This is a genomic window from Streptomyces resistomycificus, assembly GCF_001514265.1.
GTDB lineage: Bacteria > Actinomycetota > Actinomycetes > Streptomycetales > Streptomycetaceae > Streptomyces > Streptomyces resistomycificus.
The window spans coordinates 135194-161050 of sequence record NZ_KQ949004.1; the positions used below are offsets into that span (position 1 = coordinate 135194).

Annotated in this window: 22 protein-coding genes and 1 tRNA gene; 8 read left to right on the top strand and 15 right to left on the bottom strand. The window is 72.5% G+C overall.

Features of this window, described 5'->3' with window-relative positions; genetic code table 11:
- Nucleotides 1-6 precede the first annotated feature (6 nt).
- On the bottom strand, nucleotides 7-1350 hold the full coding sequence (locus AQJ84_RS36450; protein WP_030045164.1) for a hypothetical protein: 1344 nt from the start codon (nucleotides 1348-1350) through the stop codon (nucleotides 7-9).
- A 102-nt stretch (nucleotides 1351-1452) separates the two neighbouring features.
- Nucleotides 1453-2694, bottom strand: coding sequence for an exo-beta-N-acetylmuramidase NamZ family protein (locus AQJ84_RS36455; RefSeq protein ID WP_053190160.1), 1242 nt, complete (start codon nucleotides 2692-2694; stop codon nucleotides 1453-1455).
- 172 nt (nucleotides 2695-2866) lie between these two features.
- On the opposite strand from AQJ84_RS36455, the gene AQJ84_RS36460 reads away from it, so the two are divergent.
- Genes AQJ84_RS36460 through AQJ84_RS36470 form a run of 3 tightly spaced genes read left to right on the top strand, consistent with a single transcriptional unit; the run spans nucleotide 2867 to nucleotide 5919 of the window.
- Nucleotides 2867-3640 (top strand): SDR family oxidoreductase, encoded by a 774-nt coding sequence (locus tag AQJ84_RS36460; protein ID WP_053190159.1) that lies wholly within the window; start codon nucleotides 2867-2869, stop codon nucleotides 3638-3640.
- Nucleotides 3637-5301 carry a class I adenylate-forming enzyme family protein gene (locus tag AQJ84_RS36465; protein WP_053190193.1) on the top strand — a complete coding sequence of 555 codons (1665 nt, stop codon included), beginning with the start codon at nucleotides 3637-3639 and terminating at the stop codon, nucleotides 5299-5301. The genes AQJ84_RS36460 and AQJ84_RS36465 overlap by 4 nt, the downstream gene beginning before the upstream one ends.
- Nucleotides 5302-5325: 24 nt before the next feature.
- Nucleotides 5326-5919, top strand: coding sequence for a TetR/AcrR family transcriptional regulator (locus tag AQJ84_RS36470; RefSeq protein WP_053190192.1), 594 nt, complete (start codon nucleotides 5326-5328; stop codon nucleotides 5917-5919).
- Between the two features lie 52 nt (nucleotides 5920-5971).
- On the opposite strand, the gene AQJ84_RS36475 is transcribed toward AQJ84_RS36470, so the two are convergent.
- From AQJ84_RS36475 to AQJ84_RS36505, 7 genes are all read right to left on the bottom strand, one after another.
- Nucleotides 5972-7195 (bottom strand): acyl-CoA dehydrogenase family protein, encoded by a 1224-nt coding sequence (locus AQJ84_RS36475; protein ID WP_053190158.1) that lies wholly within the window; start codon nucleotides 7193-7195, stop codon nucleotides 5972-5974.
- Between the two features lie 6 nt (nucleotides 7196-7201).
- Nucleotides 7202-8224 carry a phosphotransferase family protein gene (locus AQJ84_RS36480; RefSeq protein ID WP_030045171.1) on the bottom strand — a complete coding sequence of 341 codons (1023 nt, stop codon included), beginning with the start codon at nucleotides 8222-8224 and terminating at the stop codon, nucleotides 7202-7204.
- A 281-nt stretch (nucleotides 8225-8505) separates the two neighbouring features.
- Nucleotides 8506-8802 carry a hypothetical protein gene (locus AQJ84_RS36485; protein WP_030045172.1) on the bottom strand — a complete coding sequence of 99 codons (297 nt, stop codon included), beginning with the start codon at nucleotides 8800-8802 and terminating at the stop codon, nucleotides 8506-8508.
- Nucleotides 8803-9447: 645 nt separating this feature from the next.
- Entirely contained in the window at nucleotides 9448-9780 is a 333-nt protein-coding gene (locus tag AQJ84_RS36490) for a DUF202 domain-containing protein (RefSeq protein ID WP_030045173.1), read from the bottom strand.
- Entirely contained in the window at nucleotides 9777-10169 is a 393-nt protein-coding gene (locus AQJ84_RS36495; RefSeq protein WP_030045174.1) for a YidH family protein, read from the bottom strand. Before AQJ84_RS36495 ends, AQJ84_RS36490 begins: the two co-directional genes overlap by 4 nt.
- Nucleotides 10170-10473: 304 nt before the next feature.
- Nucleotides 10474-10989 (bottom strand): NUDIX hydrolase, encoded by a 516-nt coding sequence (locus AQJ84_RS36500; protein WP_030045175.1) that lies wholly within the window; start codon nucleotides 10987-10989, stop codon nucleotides 10474-10476.
- A gap of 33 nt (nucleotides 10990-11022) precedes the next feature.
- Nucleotides 11023-11910, bottom strand: a complete 888-nt coding sequence (locus AQJ84_RS36505) for a DMT family transporter (RefSeq protein WP_030045176.1) — start codon at nucleotides 11908-11910, stop codon at nucleotides 11023-11025.
- An 888-nt stretch (nucleotides 11911-12798) separates the two neighbouring features.
- Here AQJ84_RS36505 and AQJ84_RS36515 point away from each other — a divergent pair.
- From AQJ84_RS36515 to AQJ84_RS36530, 4 genes are all read left to right on the top strand, one after another.
- Nucleotides 12799-13743, top strand: a complete 945-nt coding sequence (locus tag AQJ84_RS36515; RefSeq protein WP_030044627.1) for a hypothetical protein — start codon at nucleotides 12799-12801, stop codon at nucleotides 13741-13743.
- A 27-nt stretch (nucleotides 13744-13770) separates the two neighbouring features.
- On the top strand, nucleotides 13771-15312 hold the full coding sequence (locus tag AQJ84_RS36520; protein WP_030044626.1) for an APC family permease: 1542 nt from the start codon (nucleotides 13771-13773) through the stop codon (nucleotides 15310-15312).
- A 157-nt stretch (nucleotides 15313-15469) separates the two neighbouring features.
- Complete coding sequence (locus AQJ84_RS36525) at nucleotides 15470-16246, top strand: molybdopterin-dependent oxidoreductase (protein WP_030044625.1); 777 nt, start codon at nucleotides 15470-15472, stop codon at nucleotides 16244-16246.
- Nucleotides 16230-16850, top strand: coding sequence for a cytochrome b/b6 domain-containing protein (locus tag AQJ84_RS36530; RefSeq protein ID WP_030044624.1), 621 nt, complete (start codon nucleotides 16230-16232; stop codon nucleotides 16848-16850). Before AQJ84_RS36525 ends, AQJ84_RS36530 begins: the two co-directional genes overlap by 17 nt.
- Nucleotides 16851-16883: 33 nt before the next feature.
- Here AQJ84_RS36530 and AQJ84_RS36535 read toward each other — a convergent pair whose 3' ends face one another.
- Together AQJ84_RS36535 and AQJ84_RS36540 are read right to left on the bottom strand one after the other, a co-directional pair.
- On the bottom strand, nucleotides 16884-18281 hold the full coding sequence (locus tag AQJ84_RS36535) for a GntP family permease (RefSeq protein WP_030044623.1): 1398 nt from the start codon (nucleotides 18279-18281) through the stop codon (nucleotides 16884-16886).
- 58 nt (nucleotides 18282-18339) lie between these two features.
- The gene (locus AQJ84_RS36540) at nucleotides 18340-18858 is read right to left on the bottom strand and encodes a gluconokinase (RefSeq protein ID WP_030044622.1); all 519 of its coding nucleotides are present in this window, start codon (nucleotides 18856-18858) and stop codon (nucleotides 18340-18342) included.
- Nucleotides 18859-19001: 143 nt separating this feature from the next.
- Between AQJ84_RS36540 and AQJ84_RS36545 the strand changes: the two genes are divergently transcribed.
- Nucleotides 19002-19703 carry a FadR/GntR family transcriptional regulator gene (locus tag AQJ84_RS36545; protein WP_030044621.1) on the top strand — a complete coding sequence of 234 codons (702 nt, stop codon included), beginning with the start codon at nucleotides 19002-19004 and terminating at the stop codon, nucleotides 19701-19703.
- A 3-nt stretch (nucleotides 19704-19706) separates the two neighbouring features.
- On the opposite strand, the gene AQJ84_RS36550 is transcribed toward AQJ84_RS36545, so the two are convergent.
- The 4 genes from AQJ84_RS36550 to AQJ84_RS36565 form a co-directional block, all read right to left on the bottom strand.
- The gene (locus tag AQJ84_RS36550; RefSeq protein ID WP_030044620.1) at nucleotides 19707-20081 is read right to left on the bottom strand and encodes a YchJ family protein; all 375 of its coding nucleotides are present in this window, start codon (nucleotides 20079-20081) and stop codon (nucleotides 19707-19709) included.
- A gap of 13 nt (nucleotides 20082-20094) precedes the next feature.
- Nucleotides 20095-21438: a M1 family metallopeptidase gene (locus AQJ84_RS36555; RefSeq protein ID WP_053193068.1), complete on the bottom strand. Its 1344-nt coding sequence runs from the start codon at nucleotides 21436-21438 to the stop codon at nucleotides 20095-20097.
- Nucleotides 21439-21506: 68 nt separating this feature from the next.
- Nucleotides 21507-25379 carry a Pls/PosA family non-ribosomal peptide synthetase gene (locus AQJ84_RS36560; protein ID WP_053193066.1) on the bottom strand — a complete coding sequence of 1291 codons (3873 nt, stop codon included), beginning with the start codon at nucleotides 25377-25379 and terminating at the stop codon, nucleotides 21507-21509.
- Between the two features lie 271 nt (nucleotides 25380-25650).
- Nucleotides 25651-25735, bottom strand: a tRNA-Leu gene (locus AQJ84_RS36565).
- Nucleotides 25736-25857: the final 122 nt, after the last annotated feature.

Below are 25857 nucleotides of genomic sequence, written 5' to 3' on the forward strand. Positions count from 1 at the left end.
GGCGGGTCAGCCGATGCGGCCCGCCGCCACCACCAGCTGCGCCAACTCCCGGTGCAGGATGTCGCTGTGCGCGCCGGACGGCGCCCCGCCCCGTCTGACCACCTGGGCGGCGTCGACGTTCACGCACCCCGAGGCGGGCAGCCGCGCCCGCAGCGCGTCGGCGAGCGTCAGGGTCCGCGTACCGGGCACCGCCTGCAGGCCCCCGTACCCCATCGCCCCCCACCTGGCCCGCAGGGAGCGCCCGAGGTCGAAGTCCGCCGTCACCTCCCCACCGTCGCCCACCCCCAGTTCCCGGTCGTGGCCCGCCATCCGGGAGGCCAGCGGGTAGACGGTGCCGAGGGCCGAGTCGTGCCGGGAGTGGCAGCACACCAGAGGGCCGTCGATGCGCAGCTGTTGCCCCTGGAGCACGCCTCCCGCGCGCGGGTCGTGCGGCAGCCGGGACGCGAACGCGTAGTGGGAGAAGGCTCCCTGGAGCAGGGTCACGGACTTCACGCTGCGCACGCCCTCCGGCAGCCCCCGCAGTGCGAACGACACCAGTCGTGCGCCGAAGCTGTGTCCGACGAGGTGAACCCGCACGCCCGGCGCCCGCGCGGCCAGCTGCCCCACCACCCGCCCCAGCCCCCGCTCGCCGACCGTCCCCGCGCGCCGCTTCATGGCGTAGTACGTCGCCTGCCGCAGCAGTTCGTGCGCCCCCTCCCAGGGATCGGGCAGCGAGAACGGTGCGGCACCACCCGGGGACCGTGCGCCCGCCAGCGCCCGAGCGAACTCCTCGCAGGCCTGGGCCGCCGGCCCCGAGAACATCACGGGCTCGTCCTGCGGCACCCCTCCCGCCAGGGTGTCTGCCGCGAACAGCACCTGCGGTCCCGGCGGCACCACGTCCACCAGCAGCCGCACCAGCCGTCCGAACTCCTCCAGCTCGCTCTCCTCGCGCGGCTGCTGGTCCAGCATCCGGGCGATCTGGTCGATGACGGTCGCCCGGCCGGGGAAGGTCTCCAGGAGCGCGTGGCGGGTGTCCTTGTCGAGCGCCGGCCGCGGCGGCATCTCGGCGGCCACGGCCCGCGGGAAGTCGGGGATCGGCTCGTCGGAGAACCGCATCGAGGGCCACACCACCCCGACGTACCCGATCCTCGCCGACGGGGCGAGCGACGGGAACGGCGCGAGGAAACGGCTGTAGAGCCGCCTCGCCCCGGAACGGTCGCTGTTCCAGCCGTGCGCGAAGACCACGAGGTCCCGCACGTCGTGCCGGCCGAGCCCGGCGAACAGCCGGTCCCGCCTCCCGCCGTCCGTGTCCCCGTCGGCGTCGAAGGTGAGCTCCCAGTACGGACTCACGCTCATTGCCGCATCCGCCATGACAGGCCCCCTCGTCCCCCGAAGTGGTGCGTTGTGCGCGCATCGTCCTGCTGCCGGCGGGAGTTGGCCATACGTCATGACTCATCCGGGTGGTTCAGCGGCTCATCGGTAGACGAGGTACCTCCGCCGCGTCCTTTGGAACGCCGCCAGCTCCTCCTGCCAGCCCTCCACCACCTCGTCCGGGCCGGCGCCCGCGTCGATCATCGTGCGCACCAGGGTGGAGCCGGTGAGCTTGTCGATCCAGTTGTCCGGCCGCCAGGCGAAGCCGCTCCACGTCCTCCTGGCGGTCACCAGCAGGCCGATCCCGGCGCGTACGGGGTCGTAGGCGTCCCGGTCGTGCACGTGGACCTGCACGCCCCCGATCGTTCTGCCCTGGAACTTGGAGAAGGTGGGCGCGAAGTAGGCCTCCCTGAAGTGCACGCCGGGCAGCCCGAGTCCGTTCGCCGCCGCGGCCCACCGCCCGTCCACGCCCTCCGCGCCGAGCAGTTCGAAGGGTCGGGTCGTGCCACGCCCCTCCGACAGGTTCGTCCCCTCGAAGAGACACGTCCCCGAGTAGACCAGGGCGGTGTCCGGCGTCGGCATGTTCGGGCTCGGCGGCACCCACGGCAGCCCCGAGTCGTCGTACCACCGCGACCGCTTCCATCCGCTCATCAGGACGGCGTCCAGCTCCACCGGCGCGTCCAGGAACTCCCCGTTGAACAGCCGCGCCAGCTCCACGACGGTCATCCCGTGCGCCTGCGAGATCGGCTGCCGTCCGACGAAGGTCGCGAACTCCCGGTGCAGCACGGGCCCCAGCGCCGCCCGCCCGGTCACGGGGTTGGGCCGGTCCAGCACCACGAACCGCTTCCCCGCCAGCCGGGCGGCCTCCATGCAGTCGTACAGCGTCCAGATGTACGTGTAGAAGCGCGCGCCCACGTCCTGGATGTCGAAGACGACGGTGTCCACGCCGGAGGCGGTGAAGACGTCGGCGAGGGGCCGCCCGCTCTTCAGGTACGTGTCGTAGACGGGCAGGCCGGTCGCCGGGTCGTCGTAGCGGCCCTCGGAGCCGCCCGCCTGCGCGGTGCCCCGGAAGCCGTGCTCGGGCCCGAAGACGGCGGTGAGACGCACGCGCTCGTCGGCGTGCATGACGTCGACGATGTGGCGCACGTCCCTGGTGATGCCGGTCGGGTTGGTCACGACGCCGACGCGCTGCCCGTCGAGCGGGGCGTAGCCGTCGGCGGCCAGCCGCTCGAAACCGGTGCGCAGCCGGCCCCCGCCCCGCCCGGCCGCCGTCGCCGGCGCGGCGGAACCCGCCGTCACGGCCGCGGTGGTGGCATACAGCAGGCCTCGTCTGGACAGCTTCATGCGGTGACCTCCGTGCTCCCGGCGGGTGTCATGGCCACGCACGCTAGCGCGCACCCGCGCCGTTCGGAACGAACCGGACCGCGCCGGAGGCCCGAGACCCCTTCCACCGCAACATACCGACCGGTTAGTCTGGCGTCGCGGGGGGAGATCCTTGTCGCGTCGAAGGAGACCGATGGTGGAAGCCGTGCAGGATGCGGGAGTGGTGGTCACCGGAGCGGGGGGCGGTATCGGAGCCGCGCTGGCCCGCCGCTTCGCGGCCCAGGGAGCCCGGGTCGTCGTCAACGACCTGGACGCCGACCGGGCCAAGGCGGTCGCCGAGGAGATCGGCGGCATCGCCGTCCCGGGCGACGCCTCGGCGATCGTCGCCGAGGCCCGCGAGGCACTCGGCGGCACGGTCGACGTCTACTGCGCCAACGCGGGCGTCGCCTTCGAGGGCGCGGACCTGGACGGGCCGTTCGACGAGCGGCCCTGGGCGCTGTCCTGGGACGTCAACGTCATGGCGCACGTCCGCGCGGCCCACGAACTGCTGCCGGCCTGGCTGGAGCGCGGCAGCGGCCGCTTCGTCTCCACCGTCTCGGCCGCCGGACTGCTCACCATGATCGGGGCCGCGCCCTACAGCGTCACCAAGCACGGGGCCTACGCCTTCGCCGAGTGGCTGTCGCTCACGTACCGCCACCGCGGTCTCAAGGTCCACGCGATCTGTCCGCAGGGCGTGCGCACCGACATGCTGGCCGCCACCGGCAGCGCGGGCGACCTGGTGCTCCAGCCCACCGCGATCGCCCCGGAGGAGGTGGCGGACGCCCTCGTGAAGGGCATCGAGGAGGACCGCTTCCTGATCCTGCCGCACCCCGAGGTCGCCGCGTACTACCAGGCCAGGTCCGCGGAGCCGGACCGCTGGCTGACGAACATGAACCACCTCCAGCAGAAGTGGGAGGCGACGCCGTGACCTCCCCCTACGCGGCCAAGCCCTGGCTCGCCCTGCTCGACGACGCCCAGCGCGCCCCCGTCGATCCGCCCGACTCCCTAGTCCACGCGCTGCGCCGGGCCGTGGCCGAGACGCCCGACCGCGCCTTCCTCGCCTACTTCGACGGCCGCCTCACCTACCGCGAGGTCGACGAGCTGAGCGACTCCGTCGCCGGTCACCTCGCCGCCCGCGGCCTGGAGCGCGGCGACCGGGTGGCGATCCTGCTGCAGAACTCGCCGCACTTCGTGGTCGCCCTGCTCGGGGCCTGGAAGGCGGGCGCGACCGTGGTGCCCGTCAACCCCATGTACAAGTCGGGGGAGGTCGGCCACGTCCTGCGGGACGGCGAGGTGACGGCGCTGGTCTGCTCGGACCGGGCCTGGGAGTCGTATCTGCGCGACACGGCCGCCGACTCGTCCGTACGGATCGTGCTGACCGGATGCGAGCTGGACTTCCAGACCCGCCAGGACGCGCGCGTGCTGACCTTCGAGCGGCTTCCGCAGGCCTGTGACGCCGACGACCTCACGGCCGTCGCGCGCGCCGGCCACAAGGCGCCCGACGGCCGCGACCCCGGGGCCCCGGACATCGCGCTGATCAGCTACACCTCGGGCACCAGCGGCACCCCCAAGGGCGCCACCAACACGCACGCCAACATCATGTACAACGCCGAGCGGCAGCGGACCGGCCTGGGTCTGCCCGAGGCACCCGTCTACTTCGCGCTGGCGCCGCTGTTCCACATCACCGGCATGGTCTGCCAGCTGGGCGCGTGCCTGAACAGCGCGGGCACGCTCGTCCTGGCGTACCGCTTCGAGGCCGGGGTCGTCCTGGACGCCTTCGCCGAACACCGGCCGCACTACACCGTCGGCCCCTCGACCGCCTTCATGGCCCTGGCCGCCCACCCCGGCGTCACCCCGGAGCACTTCGCGTCCTTCGTGAACATCTCCTCGGGCGGCGCACCCCTGCCGCCCGCCCTGGTGGAGAAGTTCCGGGCCGGCTTCGGACCGTACATCCGCAACGGCTACGGGCTCACCGAGTGCACCGCCCCCTGCGCCTCCGTGCCGCCCGCGCTGGAGGCGCCCGTCGACCCGGTCTCCGGGACGCTCGCCGTGGGCGCGCCCGGCCCCGACACGGTCGTACGGATCGTCGACGACCAGGGCGCCGAGGTGCCCTTCGGCGAGCAGGGCGAGATCCTCGTGCGAGGGCCCCAGGTCGTCCCCGGCTACTGGCGGCGGCCCGACGCCACCGCCGAGACCTTCCCGGACGGGGAGCTGCGCACCGGCGACATCGGCTTCATGGACCCGCAGGGCTGGCTGTACGTCGTAGACCGCAAGAAGGACATGATCAACGCGTCCGGCTTCAAGGTGTGGCCGCGCGAGGTCGAGGACGTGCTCTACACCCATCCCGCGGTGCGCGAGGCGGCCGTCGTGGGGGTACCGGATGGGTACCGCGGGGAGACCGTCAAGGCGTACATCAGCCTCCGTCCGGGTGCCGAAACCGACCCCGACGCACTCGCCGCGTACTGCAGGGAGAGACTGGCCGCCTACAAGTACCCGCGCCAGGTGGAGATCCTGCCCGACCTGCCGAAGACGGCAAGTGGGAAGATCCTGCGGCGGGAACTGCGTTCCCGGACGCTCGACACGGAGTAGCAATCGGAAAGGCAGGTGGCGGCAGTGCCCAGGACGATGGACGGTGACGGGACACCTGTGCCGCAGCGGCTCCTTGCCGCCGCCACCCGGCTCTTCGCCGAGCGGGGCTACGACCGCACCTCGGTGCAGGAGATCGTCGAGGCGGCGGGCGTCACCAAGGGTGCCCTCTACCACTACTTCGGCTCCAAGGACGACCTCCTGCACGAGGTGTACGCGCGCGTGCTGCGCGTCCAGCAGGAGAGACTCGACGCGTTCGCGAACGCCGACGAGCCGATCGAGAAACGCCTCAGGGGCGCGGCGGCCGACGTCGTCGTCACCACCATCGACAACCTCGACGACGCGTCGATCTTCTTCCGCTCGATGCACCACCTGAGCCCCGAGAAGCACAAGCAGGTGCGTGCCGAACGCCGGCGCTACCACGAACGCTTCCGCGCGCTCGTCGAGGAGGGCCAGCGGACCGGCGTCTTCTCCAAGGCGACCCCCGCCGACCTGGTCGTGGACTACCACTTCGGCTCCGTCCACCACCTGTCGACCTGGTACCGGCCCGACGGGCCGATGAGCCCGCAGGAGGTCGCCGACCACCTCGCGGACCTGCTGCTGCGGGCGCTGCGGCCGTAACGCGCACGCGTGTGGGGCGGCTGCCACCGGCAGCCGCCCCACACGCGTCACCTCACAGGTACTTCTTCAGCTCCCGGCGTGCCAGCGACCGCTGGTGCACCTCGTCCGGACCGTCGGCGATCATCAGGGTCCGGGCGCCGGCGTACAGCTCGGCCAGGGGGAAGTCCTGGCTGACGCCGCCCGCGCCGTGCAGCTGGATGGCCCTGTCGATGATGTCGACGACCGCACGGGGCGTGGCGATCTTGATGGCCTGGATCTCCGCGTGGGCACCCCGGTTGCCGACCGTGTCCATCAGCCAGGCCGTCTTCAGGACCAGCAGCCGCAGCTGCTCGACGGTGACCCGCGCGTCGGCGATCCAGTTGTGGACGACGCCCTGCTGCGCCAGCGCCTTGCCGAAGGCGTCGCGGGACACCGCCCGCCGGCACATCAGCTCGATCGCCCGCTCCGCCATGCCGATCAGCCGCATGCAGTGGTGGATGCGGCCGGGACCGAGGCGGGCCTGCGCGATGGCGAAACCGCCGCCCTCCTCGCCGACCAGGTTGGTCACCGGCACGCGCGCGTGGTCGAAGACCACCTCGGCGTGACCGCCGTGGGAGTGGTCCTCGTAGCCGAAGACCCGCATGGCCCGCTTCACCGTCACGCCGGGCGTGTCGCGGGGGACCAGCACCATGGACTGCTGGCGGCGGATGTCGTCCCCGTCCGGGTCCGTCTTGCCCATCACGATGAAGATTTTGCAGTCCGGGTTCATCGCCCCGGAGATGTACCACTTGCGGCCCGTGATGACGTACTCGTCCGTGCCGTCGGAGGCTCGCTCGATGTGCGTGGTGATGTTGGTGGCGTCCGAGGAGGCCACCTCCGGCTCGGTCATCGCGAACGCCGAACGGATCTCACCGGCCAGGAGCGGCTCGAGCCACTGCTTCTTCTGCTGCTCGTCCCCGAACTGCGTCAGCACCTCCATGTTGCCGGTGTCGGGAGCCGCGCAGTTCAGCGCGGTGGGCGCCAGCTGCGGGGAGCGGCCGGTGATCTCGGCGAGCGGGGCGTACTGGAGGTTGGTGAGTCCGGCGCCGTACTCGGTGTCGGGCAGGAAGAGGTTCCACAGGCCCTGCCGGCGTGCCTCGGCCTTCAGCTCCTCGACCACCGCCGGGATGTCCCACGGCGAGGCCAGCCGGGCGCGCTGTTCCTCCGCCACGGCCTCGGCCGGGTAGACGTACTCGTCCATGAAGGCGAGCAGCTTGGCGCGCAGCTCCTCGGTGCGTGCGTCGAACGCGAAGTCCATGTTCTGTCAGCCTTCCTGAAGAGTGGTCAGGCCGTGCCCGATGAAGACGGGGACCAGGTCACCGATGCGGTCGAAGCCCTGGCCGACGGTCTGGCCCAGGGTGTAGCGGTAGTGGATGCCCTCCAGGATCACGGCGAGCTTGAACCACGCGAACGCCGTGTACCAGGAGACCGCGGAGACATCGCGTCCCGAGCGGCTCGCGTACCGCTCGATCAGCTCGGCGGGGGAGGGGTGCCCCGCCGCCTCGGCGGTGGTGGACACGGGGGAGTCGGTCATGCCGAGCGGCATGCTGTACATCACCAGCAGACCCAGGTCGGTGAGGGGGTCGCCGAGGGTCGACATCTCCCAGTCGAGGATCGCCTTGATCTTGTCGTCTTCGCCGATCAGGACGTTGTCGAGCCGGTAGTCACCGTGCACCACGGCCGGGGCGGGGGAGTGCGGCAGCTGCCGGCCGAGCGCGGCGTGCAGCTCGTCGATGCCGGCCAGCTCGCGGTTGCGGGAGGCGTCCAGCTGCTTGCCCCAGCGCCGCAACTGCCGGTCCAGGAAGCCCTCCGGGCGGCCGAAGTCGCCGAGTCCCACCTCGGCGGGGTCCACCGCGTGCAGCTCCACCAGCGTGTCCACCAGGGACAGCACGGCGCCCCGGGTGCGCTCCGGGCCGAGCGGGGCGAGCTGGTCCGCCGTGCGGTACGGCGTCCCGTCCACGAACTCCATGACGTAGAAGGACGACCCGAGCACCTCCTCGTCCTCGCACAGCAGCACCGGACGCGGCACCGGCACGTTCGTCGGGTGCAGGGCGCTGATCACCCGGTGCTCGCGCCGCATGTCGTGCGCGGTGGCCAGGACGTGCCCCAGCGGAGGGCGTCTGACGACCCACTTCGAGGTGCCGTCGGTGACCGCGTAGGTGAGGTTCGACCGTCCGCCCTCGATCAGCCGGCCGCTGAGGGGGCCGTGCACCAGGCCGGGCCGCTCACGGTCGAGCAGGCCGCGCAGCCGGTCGAGATCGAGTCCGGGCGGATGGTCGGGGCTCATCGAGGCTCCTTACGTGTGCGGGTGCGTGCGCGTGCGTTCGCGTGCGCAGGCGGGTGTGCGTGCGCATGTGCGCGGGTCCACGGGTGTGAACCGGACCTGACCAATGATGCCGACCGGTCGGTATGTCGTCCAGAGCGGGGGGCGAACGTGATCGGGGCCACCATAGGCCGACAGCTCCCCGCCCGTGGGGGCGGGGAGCTGTCGGAAGGCGTTTTCCGGTCATGCGCCGACGGGGCCGCTACGGCCCCTGGGTGCAGCTCGGGCCGTTCGGGCCCTTCCGGTCAGTGGTCGTCCCAGTGGCCTTCGTGCTCGGCGTGCCGGTGGCCGTCGTGGAGGTAGTCGACGTGGTCGCCGTGCAGGACGCTGGCGTGGCCGCAGTCCTGTCCGTGCCGGTGGTCGTGCCCCTCGTGCGACACGTGCCCGTCGGCTTCGCACTCGTCCCAGTGGCCGCTGTGTTCGCGGTGCATGTGCCCGTCGTGCGCGTAGTCGACGTGGTCGCCGTGCGGCACCTCGGTGTGGCCGCAGTCAGGGCCGTGCGCGTGCGAGTGGGCGGTGTGTTCCTGGTGGAGGGTGGTCATGGTGCTCACCTTCGGAGGTGCGGGTGATGACGTCGGACAGGCTGCCACGCGAACGCCGTATGTCGGACGATTCCGACCTGTGTGGCGTTCGGGTACCCCTGTGGGGCGGGCCCATGAGCCCGCCACCTCGACGTTAGGACGACACCGCCGGGTTCGCCCACCAAGAGCTGCCCAAGGTCGCCTACGGAGTTCCGCGAGCTCCCTAGGGCGGGCCTCGACGCGGAGTGCCCGGACCGTGCGCTGACCGGTCCGGCGATCCGCGTCTGCGCCGGGGCCTTCGCCTGGGCATGCGGCGGGCCCCCGCCGGAGTTCCGCCTAGCCTGCGCCAGCCCTCACCGGCTTTCCGCCTGGGCCTGCGCAGGGCCGTCCGGCCGGGCCGTCCGCTGGCCCGGCCTCCCATGCCACCGGCTCGCCCCCACAGGCCTTCCACCTAAGGCCTGCGCCAGCCCTCACCGGCTTTCCGCCTGGGCCTGCGCCGGACCGTTCGGCCTGGTCGTCCACCGGCTCGCCCAGCCGGCTTTCCGCCTGGGCGTGCGCCGGGCCACTGACTCGCGACCCTCGGGCCGCTGGCTCGCCCTCCCAGGCAACTGGCTCGCCCGCCTCCCGGCGCGGGATCCAGAGCCCCTGGGCCGCCGGTGCCGTCCCCTAAAGCACCAGCGCCGCCCCACACACCGCCAGAGCCAGCGTGAGCAGTGCGCCCGCCGCCGCGTGGCGTGGGGTCAGGGCCTGTGGGCTGCTCGTGGCGGCGAGGGTGCGGATGCGGTGGTGGGAGATCAGGAGGAAGGCCAGCCAGAGACCACAGCACAGGGCGCAGACGAAGATCCCGGTCGCCGAGAGCCCGTTGTGCAGTGTGGCCTTCACGGCGAGTACGGCGGTGACGGTGCAGGCCAGCGTCGTGCGCCGCCAGGCGAGCCGGGTGCGCTCGGGCTGCAGTCCGGGGTCCCGGTCCGAGGCGTCCCGGGCCGCCGTCCCGCTCACCCCTCCCACCCGACGAGCACCACGACGACCATCGCGACGGCCACCACCGCGACCGCGAGGCTCAGCAGCGCCGGGAACCGGGACACCGGCAGGTCCTCGCCCCGGCGCATGGCCCGCTCGCAGCGCACCCAGTGGTTGACCGCGCGCAGCGAGCACAGCACACCCGCCGCGAGCAGTGCGAGCGCGAGCCCCACCCGCCAGCCCCAGCGCAGGTCCGGCAGGAACTGGTCCACCGCGAAGCCGCCGCCGATCAGCGCGAGCGCGGTGCGCAGCCAGGCCAGGAAGGTGCGCTCGTTCGCCAGCGAGAAGCGGTAGTCGGGTGTGCCGCCCTCCTGCCGGATCTCCTGGGGGGCGAACCACAGCCGGACGTTGCGTGCGAAACCGATCACGTCCAGGACCCTACCGGGGCCGCGGAGAGGACCGCTGTCGGTGCTCCCCGCTACGGTTCGGGCCATGGACGTCCCCACGCCACTGGCCCGGTACGCCGAGCCGGGGTACGGCATCGCCCCGGCCGAGCGGCTGCTCGACCTGCCCGGGTTCTGACCCGCCTGTCTGGGTCTGTGCTGGGAGGACTCCGCGCGCGAACCCGAGCCGTTCGGCGCCGACCCGGCGGACGGGAGAGCCCCTACCGGGCGGCCCCGGGCAGCAACCCGCTGAGCGGGGCCACGCACAAGCCGGGCCCGGTCCGCCGGCTCAGCCCATCGATCGGTAGGCCTTCAGCCGGTCGTGGGCCGCCAGGCCGTCCGGCACCCACTCCCACTCCGTGAGCCGGCGCTCCACCTCGTCCTCCGGCAGGAAGTCGTGCCAGGAGACCTCCTCGACCTGCGGGTCCACGGGGAGATCGCAGCGGACCTCGTAGACCGCCGACCACCAGGTCTGTCCGGCGCCGTTGTCGTAGAGGAACTTGAAGAGGAACTCGGGACGCGGGAGCCCGCTCACCCCCAGTTCCTCCTCGGCCTCGCGCAGAGCGGCGTCGTCGTAGGACTCGCCCGCGCCGACCACGCCGCCGACGAACATGTCGTACAGGGAGGGGAAGACCAGCTTGGTAGGCGTGCGGCGGTGCACGAAGACCCGGCCCTCGGCGTCCCGGGCCCGGATGAAGACGCATCGGTGGCGCAGGCCCTTCGCGTACGCCTCGCCGCGCGGGGACACTCCGATGACCTGGTCGTTCTCGTCGACGATGTCGAGGATCTCGTCAGCAGCGCTCATCGCCCCATCCAAGCAGCCGCCGACGGCGCTCCGTCAGCTCGTCTGCAGTTGCCGCGCCCGCTCGGTCTGCGTGCACGGCATCGCCGGGTGCATCCCCAGCAGCACGATGCCCACCACGATCGCCGCCAGCCCCGCGGCCTCCCAGGCCAGCGCGCCCGTGTCGGTGCGCAGCCGGTCACCGAGGAAGCCGACGCCGCAGATGATCCCGGCCAGCGGCTGGGCCGCGGTCAGAGCGGGCAGCGACATGCGGAGAGGAGCGGTCTCGAACGCGCTCTGCACCAGGATCAGGCCGGTGACACCGAGCACCAGCACGGCGTACGGCTGCCAGCCGGTCAGCAGCTCCACGAGGCCGCCCTCGGAGAAGCGCTGACCGCTCACCCGGGTCAGGGCGTCCTGCACGCCGTAGAGCAGACCGGCGGCCAGGGAGAGCAGGACCGGGGCGGAGCTCAGTCGGGAGCGCTTGGCGTACGCCGTGAACAGCAGGGCGAGGCCGACCATCACGCCGATGATCAGCCAAGGGCGCAGCGGGTCGGTGACCGCGGTGCCGCCGCGCGGTTCGCCAGCCACGATGAACGTGGTCACCCCGCCCGCGAGCAGCGTGAGGCCCGCCCAGCCCTGGCGGCCCAGCGGCTGCTTGCTCTGCTTGCGGGACAGGGCGAGGGCGAACAGCAGGTTCGTGGCGAGGAGGGGTTCCACCAGGGAGATCTCGCCCTGACTCAGCGCGACCGCGCCGAGGGCCATGCCCGCCACCATCAGCCCGATGCCGCCGAGCCAGCGCGGCACCTTCATCAGGTCCAGCAGCAGCCGCGGCGAGAGGAAGTCGCTGAGCGGGGCCTGCCGGGCGGCGTTCTGCTGGAGCACGAACCCGAAGCCCAGACAGCAGGCCGCGCTCACGGCGAGAACAAGAACCAGAACCGACACGCTGGGTACCTCGATCATCCGGCCGGGCCACGGGGAGCGTAGGCGCCGACTGTAGGGCCCCAGGAACCGGTGTGTTCCTGGAGTACCCGGAACCGGGCGGTTGACCCGGTCCGCGGCCCCGGTAGACAGGGGACGGGCGTGGGACCGTCCCGCCATGGTGCGGTGCCTCGCGGTCCGGCGCCATGGCGCAGGCCACAGACAGGGGCGGCGATCCGTGCCCGCGTCCTTCCGGCTCCCACAAGTCCCCCTCGCGTCACGGAGGTTGACGCGTGTAACACCGGTTCGCCCCTTGACGGAAAGCGTTGGCTGGGGGTTGGCTGTGCGTGATCAGTCGATGGCAAGCCGAAACGTCCAGACCAAATGGCCGGCCGCCGTGTCGCCGTGTACCGACGACGAGCCGCGTCGCGTGAGGAAGTTCCCGCGGTGTCCCCACCCCCGCCACCCCTCGGGCCGCAGGCCTGTCGTCCCGAGCACACATGGGCGGAGGGCGCGGACGCACACTCCCCGTTAGCGGCTCCGCCCGGCCCCACCGCCGTGGCACCGACCGGCCGCGCGGCCGTGGCACCGGCCGGCCGACCGGCCGTGGCACCGGCCGGCCGCGCGGCCGTCGCCCCGGCCGGCCGACCGGCCGCGGCACCTCCTGGCGACGCTGCGGGAGCGCTCCCCGGCCCCACCGCCGTGACTCCGCCCGGCCCCACCGCCGAGGCCCCGCCCCGCCACCCCACCGTGGTCCCGCCCGGCCACCCCACTGCGGCCCCTCCCAGCCCCACCCCCGTGGCCCCGCCCGACCCCATCACCCCCGCCCACCCTCATCCGAACCCCCACCCCCATCCCCACCCCCATCCCCCCACTCATCTGCGCCCCGAGGCGCAGCTCCGCGGAGCTGACGTGATCCGAAAGCCCGGCCTCGGCCGTAAGCGCGCCGCCGCCCATTCCTTCGACGCCGCCCTCGACGACGTCGAACTCGCCGCCGCGCGGGCCGCGTTGGGGCAGGGGCGATGGCAGGCCGCCCGCGCCCTGCTCGCCCGGACCGGGGACGACTGGGACCGGCGGGGACATCGGGTGACAGTCCTCGCCCTCGAGCCCTACAGCGCCGCTTGGGCCGGTGACTGGCTGCTGGCCGAGCCCGACTCCGCCGACGCCACCGTCCTGCTCGCCCTCTCCCAGGTCCAGCGCGCACTGCGGGGCAAGGAGACGCCGGCGCGGGCCCGGGAGGCCTGCCGCACCGCCGCCGCGCTCGCGCCCGCCGACCCCACACCCTGGCTCGGCCTGCTCATCCTGGAGCGGGAGTTCGGCGACGGCCAGGAGGTCACCCGGCTCTTCGGCGAGGTCAGGGCGCGGTACGCCGACCACCACCACGCCCACCACCTGATGGTCGCCCGCCTCGCCGAGCGCAGCTCCGGCACCGGTCCCGACCCCCTGCACGAGGTGTACGACTTCGCCCACTGGGCCGCCGAGCAGGCGCCCGCCGACTCCCCGCTCGCGATCCTCCCGGTCGTGGCGCACGCCGAGCGGTACCGCGTGCTGGCCACCGCCGGGCACGAGCCCGCCGACCCGGCCGCCTCCGGGCACTGGAGCGGGCGCCGGGCCCGGCAGGTGATGAAGGCGGCCTTCGACTGGTGGCTGGAGTGGGAGCAGGAGGGCCACCCCCGCCGACTGGTCGACCTCAACTTCCTCGCCCACGCCAAGGTGTGCGAGGGCCGGCCCGCCGAGGCCGCCGCCCTGTTCCACCGCATCGGCGAACACGTGACCCCGGCGCCGTGGTCCTACCTCGACCGCGACCCCCACCCCGCCTTCCGTGCCGCCCGCGCCGGCGCGCTCGGCACGGCGTAAGTCCCCATCCCCGGAAGAAGGTCTCCCATGACGACGGGCAGTTCCCGCACGGCCACCCCACCCGGTGACCGCATCAGCACCTTCAAGGGCCAGGAGCGCGCCCTGCGCTCGGACCGCCTCGGCACCGGCGGCCTGCTGCTCTCCGTCCTCGCCGCGACCGCACCTCTCATGGTCGTCGCGGGTGTCATGCCCACTACATTCGCGGTGATGGGCATCGTCGGACAGCCGCTTCTCTTCGTCGCCCTGGGCGTCGTCCTGGTCCTCTTCGGCATCGGCTACGCGGAGATGAGCCGGCACGTCCACAACGCGGGTGCCTTCTACGCGTACATCTCCCGCGGCCTCGGCGGCACCGCCGGCGCGAGCGCGGCCCTGGTCGCCCTCGTCGCGTACAGCGCGCTCCAGGTCGGCATCTACGGCATCTTCGGCTTCGAGGTCGCGGGCCTGTTCGCCACCTACACCGATCTGGACGTCGCGTGGTGGATACCGGCGGTGGCGGCCGCGCTGGTCGTCGGCGCGCTGGGCCGGCTGAAGATCGACGTCAACGCGCGCGTGCTGGGCGTCCTGCTGGTCGTGGAGGTGATCCTGGTCGTCGTCTTCGACGTCGCGGCCGTCGCGGACCCCGGCCCGCAGGGCCTGTCGCTGCACGCCTTCAACCCGGACACGCTGACCGGCGCGGGCCTCGGCACCGCCCTGTGCTTCTGCATCGCCGCCTTCCTCGGCTTCGAGCAGGCGCCCGTGTACGCCGAGGAGACCAGCCGTCCGCACATCCTGGTGCCGCGCGTGATGTTCCTCGCGGTCGGGGGGGTCGCCGTCTTCTTCGCGCTCAGCAGCTGGGCCCTCACCGTCGCCGCCGGCCCGTCGGCGATCGTCGGCCAGGCGCGGGAACAGAGCGCCGGACTGCTCTTCTCCCTCACCGAGTCCCGCCTCGGCGGCACCTTCACCGACGTGCTGCACATCCTGTTCGTGACCGGCATGTTCGCCGCCCTGCTCAGCTTCCACAACGTCGTCGCCCGGTACGCCTTCGCCATGGGCCGCGAGGGCCTGCTGCCCGCCGCCTTCGGCCGGACCACCGGCGCGAGCGGCGCCCCCGGCACCGGCTCCCTGCTCCAGACCGCCGTGTCCGTCGTGGTCGTCGCCGCCTTCGCGCTCGCCGACGACAAGCCGGCCGGCGACCCCACCGCACCCGTCCTGCAGCTGTTCACCTGGTGCGGCAACATCGGCGCGCTCGGCGTGATCCTCCTGATGGCGGCGGCGTCGCTCTCGGTCGTGGTGTTCTTCGTCCGCCGCGGCGCCGCGGGCGCCCAGGCCTGGCGACTGGTGACCTCCGCCCTCGCGGGTCTGGCCCTGCTGGTGATCGCCGGCTACACGGTCAAGGACTTCGACGTCCTGGTCGGCGCCGGCCCCGGCTCCGCCCTGAGCTGGGTCCTGCCCGGCATCATCGGCCTCGCCCTGGCCGCCGGTCTGGTCCAGGGTCTGGTCCTGCGGGCCAAGGCGCCCGAGGCGCACGCCCGCATCGGGCTCGGCAACGAGGCGTTCCAGCTGGAGAAGGCGGCTGACCGGGCGTCGTAGCGGCGCCGCGATGGCGCAGGCGTCGTAGGCGGTTCGCGCTGACGTGCCGCCCGCGACGTCCCAGCCGGCTGAGATTCACGTAAGAAGTGATGACGGAAGTCTGACGAGCACCCGCAGCCCCTGGCACGCCCCAGGTCGCGGGTGCTCGAATGGAGAGGTGAACTCCGAACAGCCCGACGGGCCCGGCCGGGACCGGCCCGAGACGCGGGACGCGGCGGAAGAACCCGAGGCGCGCGGCACACCCGTCGGCCGCCGGGTCCTGCTCGGCACCCTCGGCCTCGGCGCCCTCGGCGTCGTCGCCGCGCCCACCCTGCAACGCGGTCTCGAGGCCTTCCTCGGCAGCGCCGCCGACAAGGACCCCACCGGCCTCACCGGCCTGCTCCCGAACGGCGGTGGCTTCCGCTACTACTCCGTCGCCTCCTCGGTGCCCCGCAAGAACGCCGACACCTACCAGCTCACCGTCGACGGTCTGGTCGACACCCCGAGGACCTACTCCCTGGCAGACCTGCGCGCGCTGCCGCAGACCCGGATGGTCAAGGACGTCCAGTGCGTCACCGGCTGGCGGGTCCCCGGCACGCCCTTCGAGGGGGTACGCCTGTCCCGGCTCCTGGACGCCGCGGGAGTGCGCCCGACGGCCGGGGCAGTGCGCTTCACCTGCTTCGACGGCACCTACACCGAGAGCCTCACCCTCGAGCAGGCCCGCCGCGCGGACGTCCTGGTCGCGCTGCGCATGCAGGACAAGAACCTCAGCCACTCCCACGGCGGCCCGGTCCGCCTCTATGTGGCCCCCATGTACTTCTACAAGTCCGCCAAGTGGCTCTCCGGCATCACCCTCACCGAGGACGTGCGGCCCGGCTACTGGGAGAAGCGGGGTTACGACATCGACGCCTGGGTCGGCCGTTCGAACGGACGGGACGATGAGCCTACGAGCTGACACCCCGGCGCCCACCCGGATCCGCCGCTTCGGCCGGGCCGAACGCTGGGTGCACCGCACGACCGCCTTCCTGATGGGCGTCTGCGTCGTCACGGCGGCCTGTCTCTACGTCCCCCAGTTCGCCGAACTCGTGGGCCGCCGCGAGCTGGTCGTCCGGATCCACGAATGGGCCGGCCTCGCCCTGCCCGTCCCGGTCCTGGCGGGCCTCGCCTCCCGCGCCTTCCGCGCCGACGTGCGCTTCCTCAACCGCTTCGGCCCGCACGACCGGGTCTGGCTGCGCGCCGCGCTGCGCCGCGACCGGCGCCCCGAGGCGCGCCCGGCGGGCAAGTTCAACGCCGGTCAGAAGGTCTACGCCGCCTGGATCGCCGGAGCCACCCTCGTGATGCTCGGCACCGGCCTGATCATGTGGTTCACCCACCTCACCCCGCTGATGTGGCGTACCAGCGCGACGTTCGTGCACGACTGGCTCGCGCTGACCATCGGCATCGTCCTGGCCGGACACATCGGGATGGCTCTCGGTGACCCGGAGGCCCGCCGGGGCATGCGCACCGGCTCGGTCAGCCGCGAGTGGGCGGAACGCGAACACCCCCTGTGGCGGCCGTAGCGGCTGCCCCAGGGGGTGTTTCCCGGACGGTGGCTAGATGATCAGCGAGAGCAGCAGGACGACGCCGCCCGCGACCACCGAGATGATCGTCTCCATCACGGACCAGGTCTTGATGGTCTGGCCGACGGTCAGGCCGAAGTACTCCTTCACCAGCCAGAACCCGGCGTCGTTGACATGGCTGAAGAACAGCGAGCCGGCGCCGATGGCCAGGACCAGCAGGGCCGTGTGGGTCGTCGACATGTCGGCCGCGAGCGGGGCGACCAAGCCGGCCGCCGAGATCGTCGCCACGGTCGCCGAACCGGTCGCGAGCCGGATCGCCACCGCGATCAGCCAGGCCAGCAGCAGCGCCGGGATCGACCAGTCCTCGGAGATGTCCAGGATCATCTGGCCGACGCCGGAGTCGATCAGCGTCTGCTTGAAACCACCACCGGCGCCGACGATCAGGAGGATGCCGGCGATCGGCGCGAGGCCCTTCTCGACCAGCTGAGAGACCCGCTCCTTGGCGAACCCGGCGGGCCGCAGCAGGGTAAAGATGCCCACCAGCACGGAGGTGAGCAGGGCGATCAGCGGGGAACCGACGACGTCGAAGACCCGCTGAAGGGTGTTCTCGGGGTCGTCTATGACGATGTCGACCAACGCCTTGGCCAGCATCATGACGACCGGCAGCAGGATCGTGACCAGGGTGGCGCCGAAGCCGGGACGCCGCTCCAGTTCCTCGGAGGCGCGCTGCGGGATCATCCGGTCCGGGGCCGGGACGTCCACCCAGCGGGCGGCGAACTTCGAGAACACCGGACCGGCGATGACCACGGTCGGGATGGCGACGAGGACGCCCAGGGCGAGCGTGACGCCCAGGTTGGCCTGGACCGCGTCGATCGCGACCAGCGGTCCGGGGTGCGGCGGGACCAGGCCGTGCATCACGGACAGGCCGGCGAGCGCCGGGATGCCGATCCGCATCAGCGAGTAGTTGCCCCGCTTCGCGACCATCAGCACGACGGGGATCAGCAGCACCACGCCGACCTCGAAGAACAGCGGCAGACCGATCACCGAGGCGATCAGCACCATCGCCCACGGCATCGAGCGGCCGCCGGCCCTGGCGAGGATCGTGTCGACGATCTGGTCGGCGCCTCCGGAGTCGGCGAGCATCTTGCCGAGGATCGCGCCCAGCGCGATCAGCACGCCCACGCCGGCGACCGTGGCCCCGAGCCCGGTGGTGAAGCTGGCGATGGCCTTGTCGAGCGGCGCCCCGGCGAACGCGCCGAGGGCGAGTGACCCGATGGTCAGTGACAGGAAGGCGTGGAGCTTGAACTTGGTGATGAGCACAACGATGACGGCGATGCCCGCCAGGACGGCGATGCCCAGCTGAGCGTGACCGGCCGAGGTGATCGGCTCGGGTGCGTCCGCTGCCAGCATCTCGACGCTGAGTCTGGTCACGGGTGGAGATTCCCTTGCAGGTACGGGGACGGGGGAGGGGTGGTGCTGGAGGGGGGTCCTACTGACGTACGTCGGGAAGGGCGTTCAGCGCCTCGGCGGCCCGTTCGGTGATCTCCTCCGGGCTGCCGGAGACGTCCACGGCGACGCCCGCCTCGTCCGCCTCCAGGGGCTGGAGCGTGGCGAACTGGGAGTCCAGCAGCGCGGTGGGCATGAAGTGGCCCTGCCGATGTGTCATGCGGTCCTCGATCAGCGTCCGGTCGCCGGCGAGGTGCACGAACACCACGTCGGGCGCCGCGGCCCTGAGCCGGTCACGGTAGGACCGCTTCAGCGCCGAACAGCTGACCACCCCGCCGAGCCCGGCCCGACCGTGCGCCCAGCCGCCGATGGCGTCGAGCCACGGCCACCTGTCGGCGTCCTCGAGCGGGGTCCCGGCCGACATCTTGTCGATGTTGGCCGGGGGGTGGAAGTCGTCGCCCTCGGCGTACGGGACGCCGAGCCGGGCGGCGAGCAGAGGACCGATCGTGGTCTTGCCCGTGCCGGCGACGCCCATCACCACGACGACGTGAGGGGTACGCATCACTGCCTCGCTGTCTTCCTCGACATCCGACGTCGACATCTGACGTCGGCCACACTGAAACCCATTAGGTACGACGAATTCAAGACCCTGTGATGAATAAGTCTGACTTTTTAAGAGTGTGACGTGCCCCGTACGCTGAGTGCATGAGCACTTCGGGCCGGGGGCTGCACGGCCAAGTACTGGACTCCCTCGGTCCCGCCATCACGGCCGGCGAGTACCCGCCGGGCAGTGTCCTGCGCACCGACGAACTGGCCCAGAGTTTCGACGTCTCACGCTCCGTGATGCGCGAGGCGGTCCGGGTCCTGGAGTCCATGCACCTCGTCGAGTCCCGCCGCCGGGTGGGCGTGACGGTCCGTCCCACGAACGAGTGGAACGTCTACGACCCCCAGGTCATCCGCTGGCGCCTGGCCGGCGCCGACCGCCCACGCCAGCTGCGCTCCCTCACGGTGCTGCGCTCGGCCCTCGAACCGGTCGCCGCGGGCCTCGCGGCCAAGCACGCCACCGCGGAGCAGTGCGCCGAGCTCACCGAGTGCGCCCTCGGCATGGTCGCCCACTCACGCGGCCACCAGCTGGAGGGCTACCTGTTCCACGACATCGCCTTCCACCGCGTGATCCTCAACGCCTCAGGCAACGAGATGTTCGCCCGTCTCGGCGACGTGGTCGCCGAAGTCCTGGCCGGCCGCACCCACCACGAGGTCATGTTCGAAGACCCGCTCCCGGCCGCCGTCACCCTCCACGTCCAGGTCGCGGAGGCGGTCCGCGCGGGCGACGCGGCCCGCGCCGAGGAACTCACGCGTCAGATCACGGTCGGCGCCCTGGAGGAACTCGACATCCTGGCCCCGTAGGCCCTACCCGTCGAGAAACTCCCCGTCCACGTACACCCAGGCCCCCGCCACCCGCTCGAACCGGCTCCGCTCATGCAGCGAACCGCCCCGGAACGAGGCACGGAAGGTCACGGTCCCCACGGAGTGGAACGCCGATCCGTCACTCGTGTCCAGGATCTCCAGCCCCGCCCACCGCATCCCCGGATCGAACTCGACCCGCGCCGGCCGCGTCCGCGGATGCCAGGTCCGCAGCAGATACCCCTCGTCCTGCCGCACGAAGGCGCAGTAGCGCGACCGCATGAGGGCCTCGGCGGTGGGGGCGGCGGTACCGGAGTGGTAGCGGCCGCAGCACGCGTCGTAGGCCTGGGGCAGCCCGCACGGGCAGGAGCGCTTGGTCATGCCCGCCATTGTGCTAGACGGCCGCCCGCCGCTCCGGCAGGGGCAGCGGCGGCAGCGCCGCCCCGTACACCCACGCCTCGAACACCTCGTCCAACGGCTCCGCCGCGAACCGCGCCGCGTGCGCCGTGAACGTCGTCGTGTTCACCGCCCCGCCCCGGTGCTGCGAGGCCCAGCCGCGCAGCATCCGGAAGAAGTCGGCGTCGCCCATCGCGCACCGCAGTGCGTGCAGGGTGAGGCCGCCGCGTTCGTAGAGCCGGTCGTCGAACATGGCCTTGCGGCCGGGGTCGGCGAGCCGCAGATCCTGGGGCAGCGAGGACAGCAACCGGTGCGCCGCGGCGGCGAGTTGGTGGGTGGTACGGCCGCCGGAGCGCTCCGACCACAGCCACTCCGCGTACTTCGCGAACCCCTCGTTGAGCCAGATGTGCCGCCAGTCGGCGATGGACACGCTGTTGCCGAACCACTGGTGGGCCAGCTCGTGCGCGACCAGCCGCTCCGAACCCCGCGCCCCGTCCACGTGGTTGGCGCCGAACAGCGACAACCCCTGTGCCTCGACGGGGACGTCGAGCTCCTCCTCGGTCACCACGACCGCGTACTCGTCGAACGGGTAGGGCCCGAACAACTCCTGGAACAGCTCCATCATCCGGGGCTGGCGGGCGAAGTCCCGGGAGAACTCCGGCAGCAGATGCGCCGGGATGTGCCCGTGCTGCGGCACCCCGCCCGGCCCCGGATCACCCAGCAGCACCGTCTGGTACTTGCCGATCGACAGCCCGACCAGATAGCTGGACGTCGGCGCGGACTGCTCGTACACCCAGGTCGTCGTCGACGCCTTCGTCGTACGGGTCAACAGGCGGCCGCCCGCCACCACCGCGTACGCGGACGGCGTGGTGACCGAGATCTGGTACGAGGCCTTGTCGGCCGGCCGGTCGTTACACGGGTACCAGGACGGCGCCCCGACGGGCTGGCTCGCCACCAGCGCCCCGTCCTCCAGCTCCTCCCAGCCGAGCCCTCCCCAGGGGCTGTTCACCGGCCGGGGATTGCCCGACCAGTGGATCTCCACGGTGAAGGCGGCCCCGGCGCGCAGCGGCTTGGCCGGGCGCAGACGCAGCCGCCCGCCCCGGTGCGTGTACTGCGGTTGCCGGCCGTCCACCCGCACCCGGCCGATCTTGAAGTCGGCGAGGTTCAGCACGAACTCGGCGAGCGGCGACCGCCCGGCTATGGCGTTGATCCGGGCCGTCCCCGACAGCCGGTTGGGACCGGGGCGGTAGTCCAGCGCGAGCTCGTAGCGGTGCACCCGGTAGCGGGGATCGCCGTTGGCCGGAAAATACGGGTCCGGACCCACTGCCTGCTGAACGGTCACTGCTGCGTCTGCTCCCTGCGCTGTGCTCGGACTAGGTACGCCGCCCTCCCCCTCCGAGTGGCCCGCGCTCAGGGTCGCCACGCCTCGATCGGATTGCCCAGCCAGCGGGTGTCGTCGGGAACGGACTCCGCCGCCATGACCAGCGACGCGGGACCCAGGGTGGTACGGGCCCCGACCGTGCTGCCGGGCAGGACGATTCCGCCAGGACCCAGCGTCGCGCCCTCACGGAGGACCACAGTATCCGTCCGCAAGATCCGGTCGTGGAAGAGGTGCGTCTGCAGCACACAGCCCCGGTTGACGGTCGCCGCGTCCTCCAGCGTCACCAGGTCCGTCTCGGGCAGCCAGTAACTCTCCACCCACACGCCCCGGCCGATCCGCGCCCCCAGCCCGCGCAGCCACGCCGTCATCAGCGGCGTGCCCGGCACCGACCCGGCCAGCCACGGCACGGCCACCACCTCGACGAACGTGTCCGCCAGCTCGTTGCGCCACACGAACGAGCTCCACAGCGGGTGCTCCCCGCTGTGGTGCCGCCCCACGAGCACCCACTTCGCCACGACGGACAGCACCGCCGCCGCGATCCCGGTCCCCAGCAGCACCAGCCCCGACACCAGCGCCGCCCAGGCGCCCAGCACGTCCGGCGAACCCAGCGCACACAGCGCCGCCACCGTCAGCACGGCCAGCCCCGCCGAGCAGAACACCGGCACGATCCGGCACAGCTCCACCAGCCCACGCGCCCACAGCAGCCGCGCCGGCGGATCGTAGGTCCGGCTCTGGTCACCCCCGGCCGCCGCACGCGGCAGCTTCACCGGCGGCAGCCCCAGGTACGAGCTGCCCTTCTTCGCCTTCTTCGGCGTCGCCGACAGCACACCCACCAGCCCGCCGTCCGGCACCGACCGTCCCGGCGCGGTCATCCCGGAGTTCCCGAGGAAGGCCCGCCGCCCGATCTCCGCGCGCCCGATCCGCATCCAGCCACCACCGAGCTCGTACGGCGCGGTCAGGGTGTCGTCGGCCAGGAACGCGCCCTCGCCGACCGTCGTCAGGCTCGGCAGCGCCAGCACGGTCGACACCTCGGCACCCCGCCCGATCCGCATCCCGAGCAGCCGCAGCCACACGGGCGTGGCCAGCCCGGCGTACAGCGGGAACAGCGTCTCCCGCGAGCGGTCCATGAGCTGCGTGACCGTCCAGGCCTGCCAGCCGATCCGACTGTGTGTGGGGTGCGTGCCCTCGCGCAGGCCGAGGCTCAGCAGGCGCACGGCGACCAGGAGCAGCAGCGCGTACGCCAGCCCGAAGGCGAGCGTCGCCGGGACGAGGGCGAGCGCGACACCGCTCGCGGTCAGGTCGGGGGTGACGAACCAGTGGCCCACCAGGAGCGCGGCGGCACCGGCCACCACCGGCAGCGCACTGAGCGCGAAGCCGGTCACGCCGTACATCACGCGCCAGTACGTGCCGCGCACCGGCCGCTCCTTCGGCCAGTTCCGCTTGGCCTTGCCGAGCTTGACCGCGGGCGCGCCCGCCCAGCGCTGTCCGGTGGGGATCTGACCGGTGACCGCCGAGCCGGGCGCCACCTCGGCACGCTTGCCGACTCGGGCGCCGGGGAAGAGCATGCTGCGCGTGCCGACCACGGCGTGCGCACCGACCCTGACGGGCCCGATCTCCAGCCGGTCGCCGTCCAGCCACCAGCCGGACAGGTCCACCTCGGACTCCACCGCCGCGCCCCGCCCCAGCCTCAGCATGCCGGTGACCGGCGGCAGCGAGTGCAGGTCCACGTCAGGGCCGACCTTGGCGCCGAGTGCCCGCGCGTACCGTTCCAGCCACGAACCGGTCAGCGAGGTCGCCCCGCTGAACTCCGCCAGCCGCTCGGCGGCCCACAGCCGCAGATGCACGCCGCCACCCCGCGGGTACCGCCCCGGCCGCACCGCCCGCAGCAGCAGCCGGGCGCCACCCGCGGCGATCGCGAGCCGCCCGGGCGGGGTGAAGAGGAGGACGGCGCCGGCCGCGACGACCCACCAGGGAGCCGTCGGCAGCCAGGCGTACGCGGGCAGCAGGTTCCCGAGGGCGGCCAGCGTCACGCTCCAGCGCAGCCCGAGCAGGGTGAACAGGGGGAGGAGAAGCAGGAGTTGCAGCACCTGGGCGCGGACCGGGACCGGCGCGATCAGCCGCTCGGCGCCGTCGTCCTGCGCCGACGCCTCCAGGCGCCGGGCCAGCTTGCGCAGCACGGGCTGCTGGTAGACGTCGAGCACGGCGGCGCTCGGGTAGCGCGAGCGCAGCCGGGTGGTCAGCTGGGCGGCGGCGAGGCTGCTGCCGCCGATCGCGAAGAAGTCGTCCCGCGCGCTCGACACGGGGATGCCGAGGACCTCGCTCCACTGTTCGGCCAGCCACGCCTCGGTGCCGTAGAGCTGCTCGGCCGGGCCGCCGGTCTCCAGCTCCTTCAGCGGCCAGGGCAGGGCGCCGCGGTCGACCTTGCCGCTGGTCCGGGTCGGCAGCTCGGCCACCGGCGCGAGCAGGGGCACGAGCGCGGCGGGCAGCTCGGCGCGCAGCCTCTCCACGGCCGCCGCGTGGTCCCACCCGTCCTGGGTGACGACGTACCCGACGAGCAGCTGGTTGCCGCCGCGTGCGGTGCGCACGGCGGCCGCCGCTCCCGCCACCCCGGGCAGCGCCTGCAAGGCCGCGTCCACCTCACCGAGCTCGATGCGCCGCCCGCCGAGCTTGATCTGCTCGTCGGCCCGCCCGAGGAAGACCAGCCCCTCGGGCTCCGCCTTGACGAGGTCCCCGCTGCGGTACGCCCGTTCCCATCCCAGGGACTCCAGCGGGGCGTACTTCTCCGCGTCCTTCCCGGCGTCGAGATACCGCGCGAGCCCGACCCCGCCGATCACCAGCTGACCGCTGCCGCCCATCGCCACCGGCTCCCCGGCCTCGTCGACGACGGCCAGCTCCCAGCCGTCCAGCGGCAGCCCGATCCGGATCGGCTCCTCGCCGCTCATCAGCGACGCGCAGGCCACGACGGTCGCCTCGGTGGGTCCGTAGGTGTTCCAGACCTCGCGCCCCTCCGTCACCAGCCGCTGCGTCAGCTCCGGCGGACAGGCCTCACCGCCGAAGATCAGCAGCCGTACGTCGTTCAGGGTCTCCGGTTCCCACAGGGCGGCCAGCGTCGGCACCGTCGACACGACGGTGATCTCCTGCTCGACCAGCCAGGGCCCGAGATCGGCACCGCTCCTGACCTGCGCGCGCGGCACCGGCACCAGACAGGCCCCGTACCGCCACGCCAGCCACATCTCCTCGCAGGACGCGTCGAACGCGACCGACAGCCCGGCCATGACCCGGTCGCCGGGCCCGATCGGCTCCTCGGTGAGGAACAGCGAGGCCTCGGCGTCCACGAACGCGGCGGCGCTGCGGTGGCTGACGGCGACGCCCTTGGGCTTCCCGGTGGAACCGGAGGTGAAGATGATCCACGCGTCGTGCTCCACGCCCGGCCGGGCCGCGGGAAGGCCGCTCTCGGAGACGACGGCGATCTCGAGCCCGTCCCCGACGACGGCCCGCACCTCCGCCTCCCCGAACACCAGCTCGGCCCGCTCGTCGGGATCCTCGGCGTCCACCGGCACGTAGGCGGCCCCGGCGGCCAGTACGGCGAGGATCGCCACGTACAGCTCGTTGGTGCCGGACGGCACCCGCACGCCCACCCGGTCGCCCAGCCCGACCCCGGCGGCGTCGAGCGTCCGCCGCAGGACCTCCACCTCGGCGGCGAGCTGCCGGTAGGTGAGCCGTGTCGTCCCGTCGTCCAGGGCGAGTTCGTCGGGATACGACCGTACGGAGGCGTCGAAGACGTCGACGAGGGTGCGCGGCGAGGCGGCCGGCCCCCCGGAGAAACGTGCCGTATCGCCGAACCGTTCGCGGATCTCTTCGTCGAGCAGACCGAGAGCGCTGCTCTCGTGTATGGCTGCCATCGGGTCCTCGCGTCTCCATCCCGGAGCCTCCGGGGCGCTGGCGGGGCCCGCAGGTCTGCCTGGGGTTGTCCGGCTCCAGCCCGTAACAAGCCGGAAATTTTAGTACGACGCTAGGCTCGCCCCCTTCTGTCAGCCACCCGGCAAGGCCGTTCGGGGTGTTCGGCGCACCGGCGCCGGGGCGCTGACCTGGTGATCTTCACGCTCGGGAGAGATGCCCCACACAACGAGCGAGGGCCGCGATCCAGTGATCGCGGCCCTCGCTCATCTCGTGTGTCCGAGGGGGGACTTGAACCCCCACGCCCGATAAAGGGCACTAGCACCTCAAGCTAGCGCGTCTGCCATTCCGCCACCCGGACAAGGTGTCTGTCGTGCGGGGTTGCCCCCGCGGCGACGAAGGAAACATTACCAGGCTTTCGAGTGCCCCCCGATCACCCCCCGAAGCGCCCCGGTCGTGCGTGAACGACGTGTGACGGGCCGG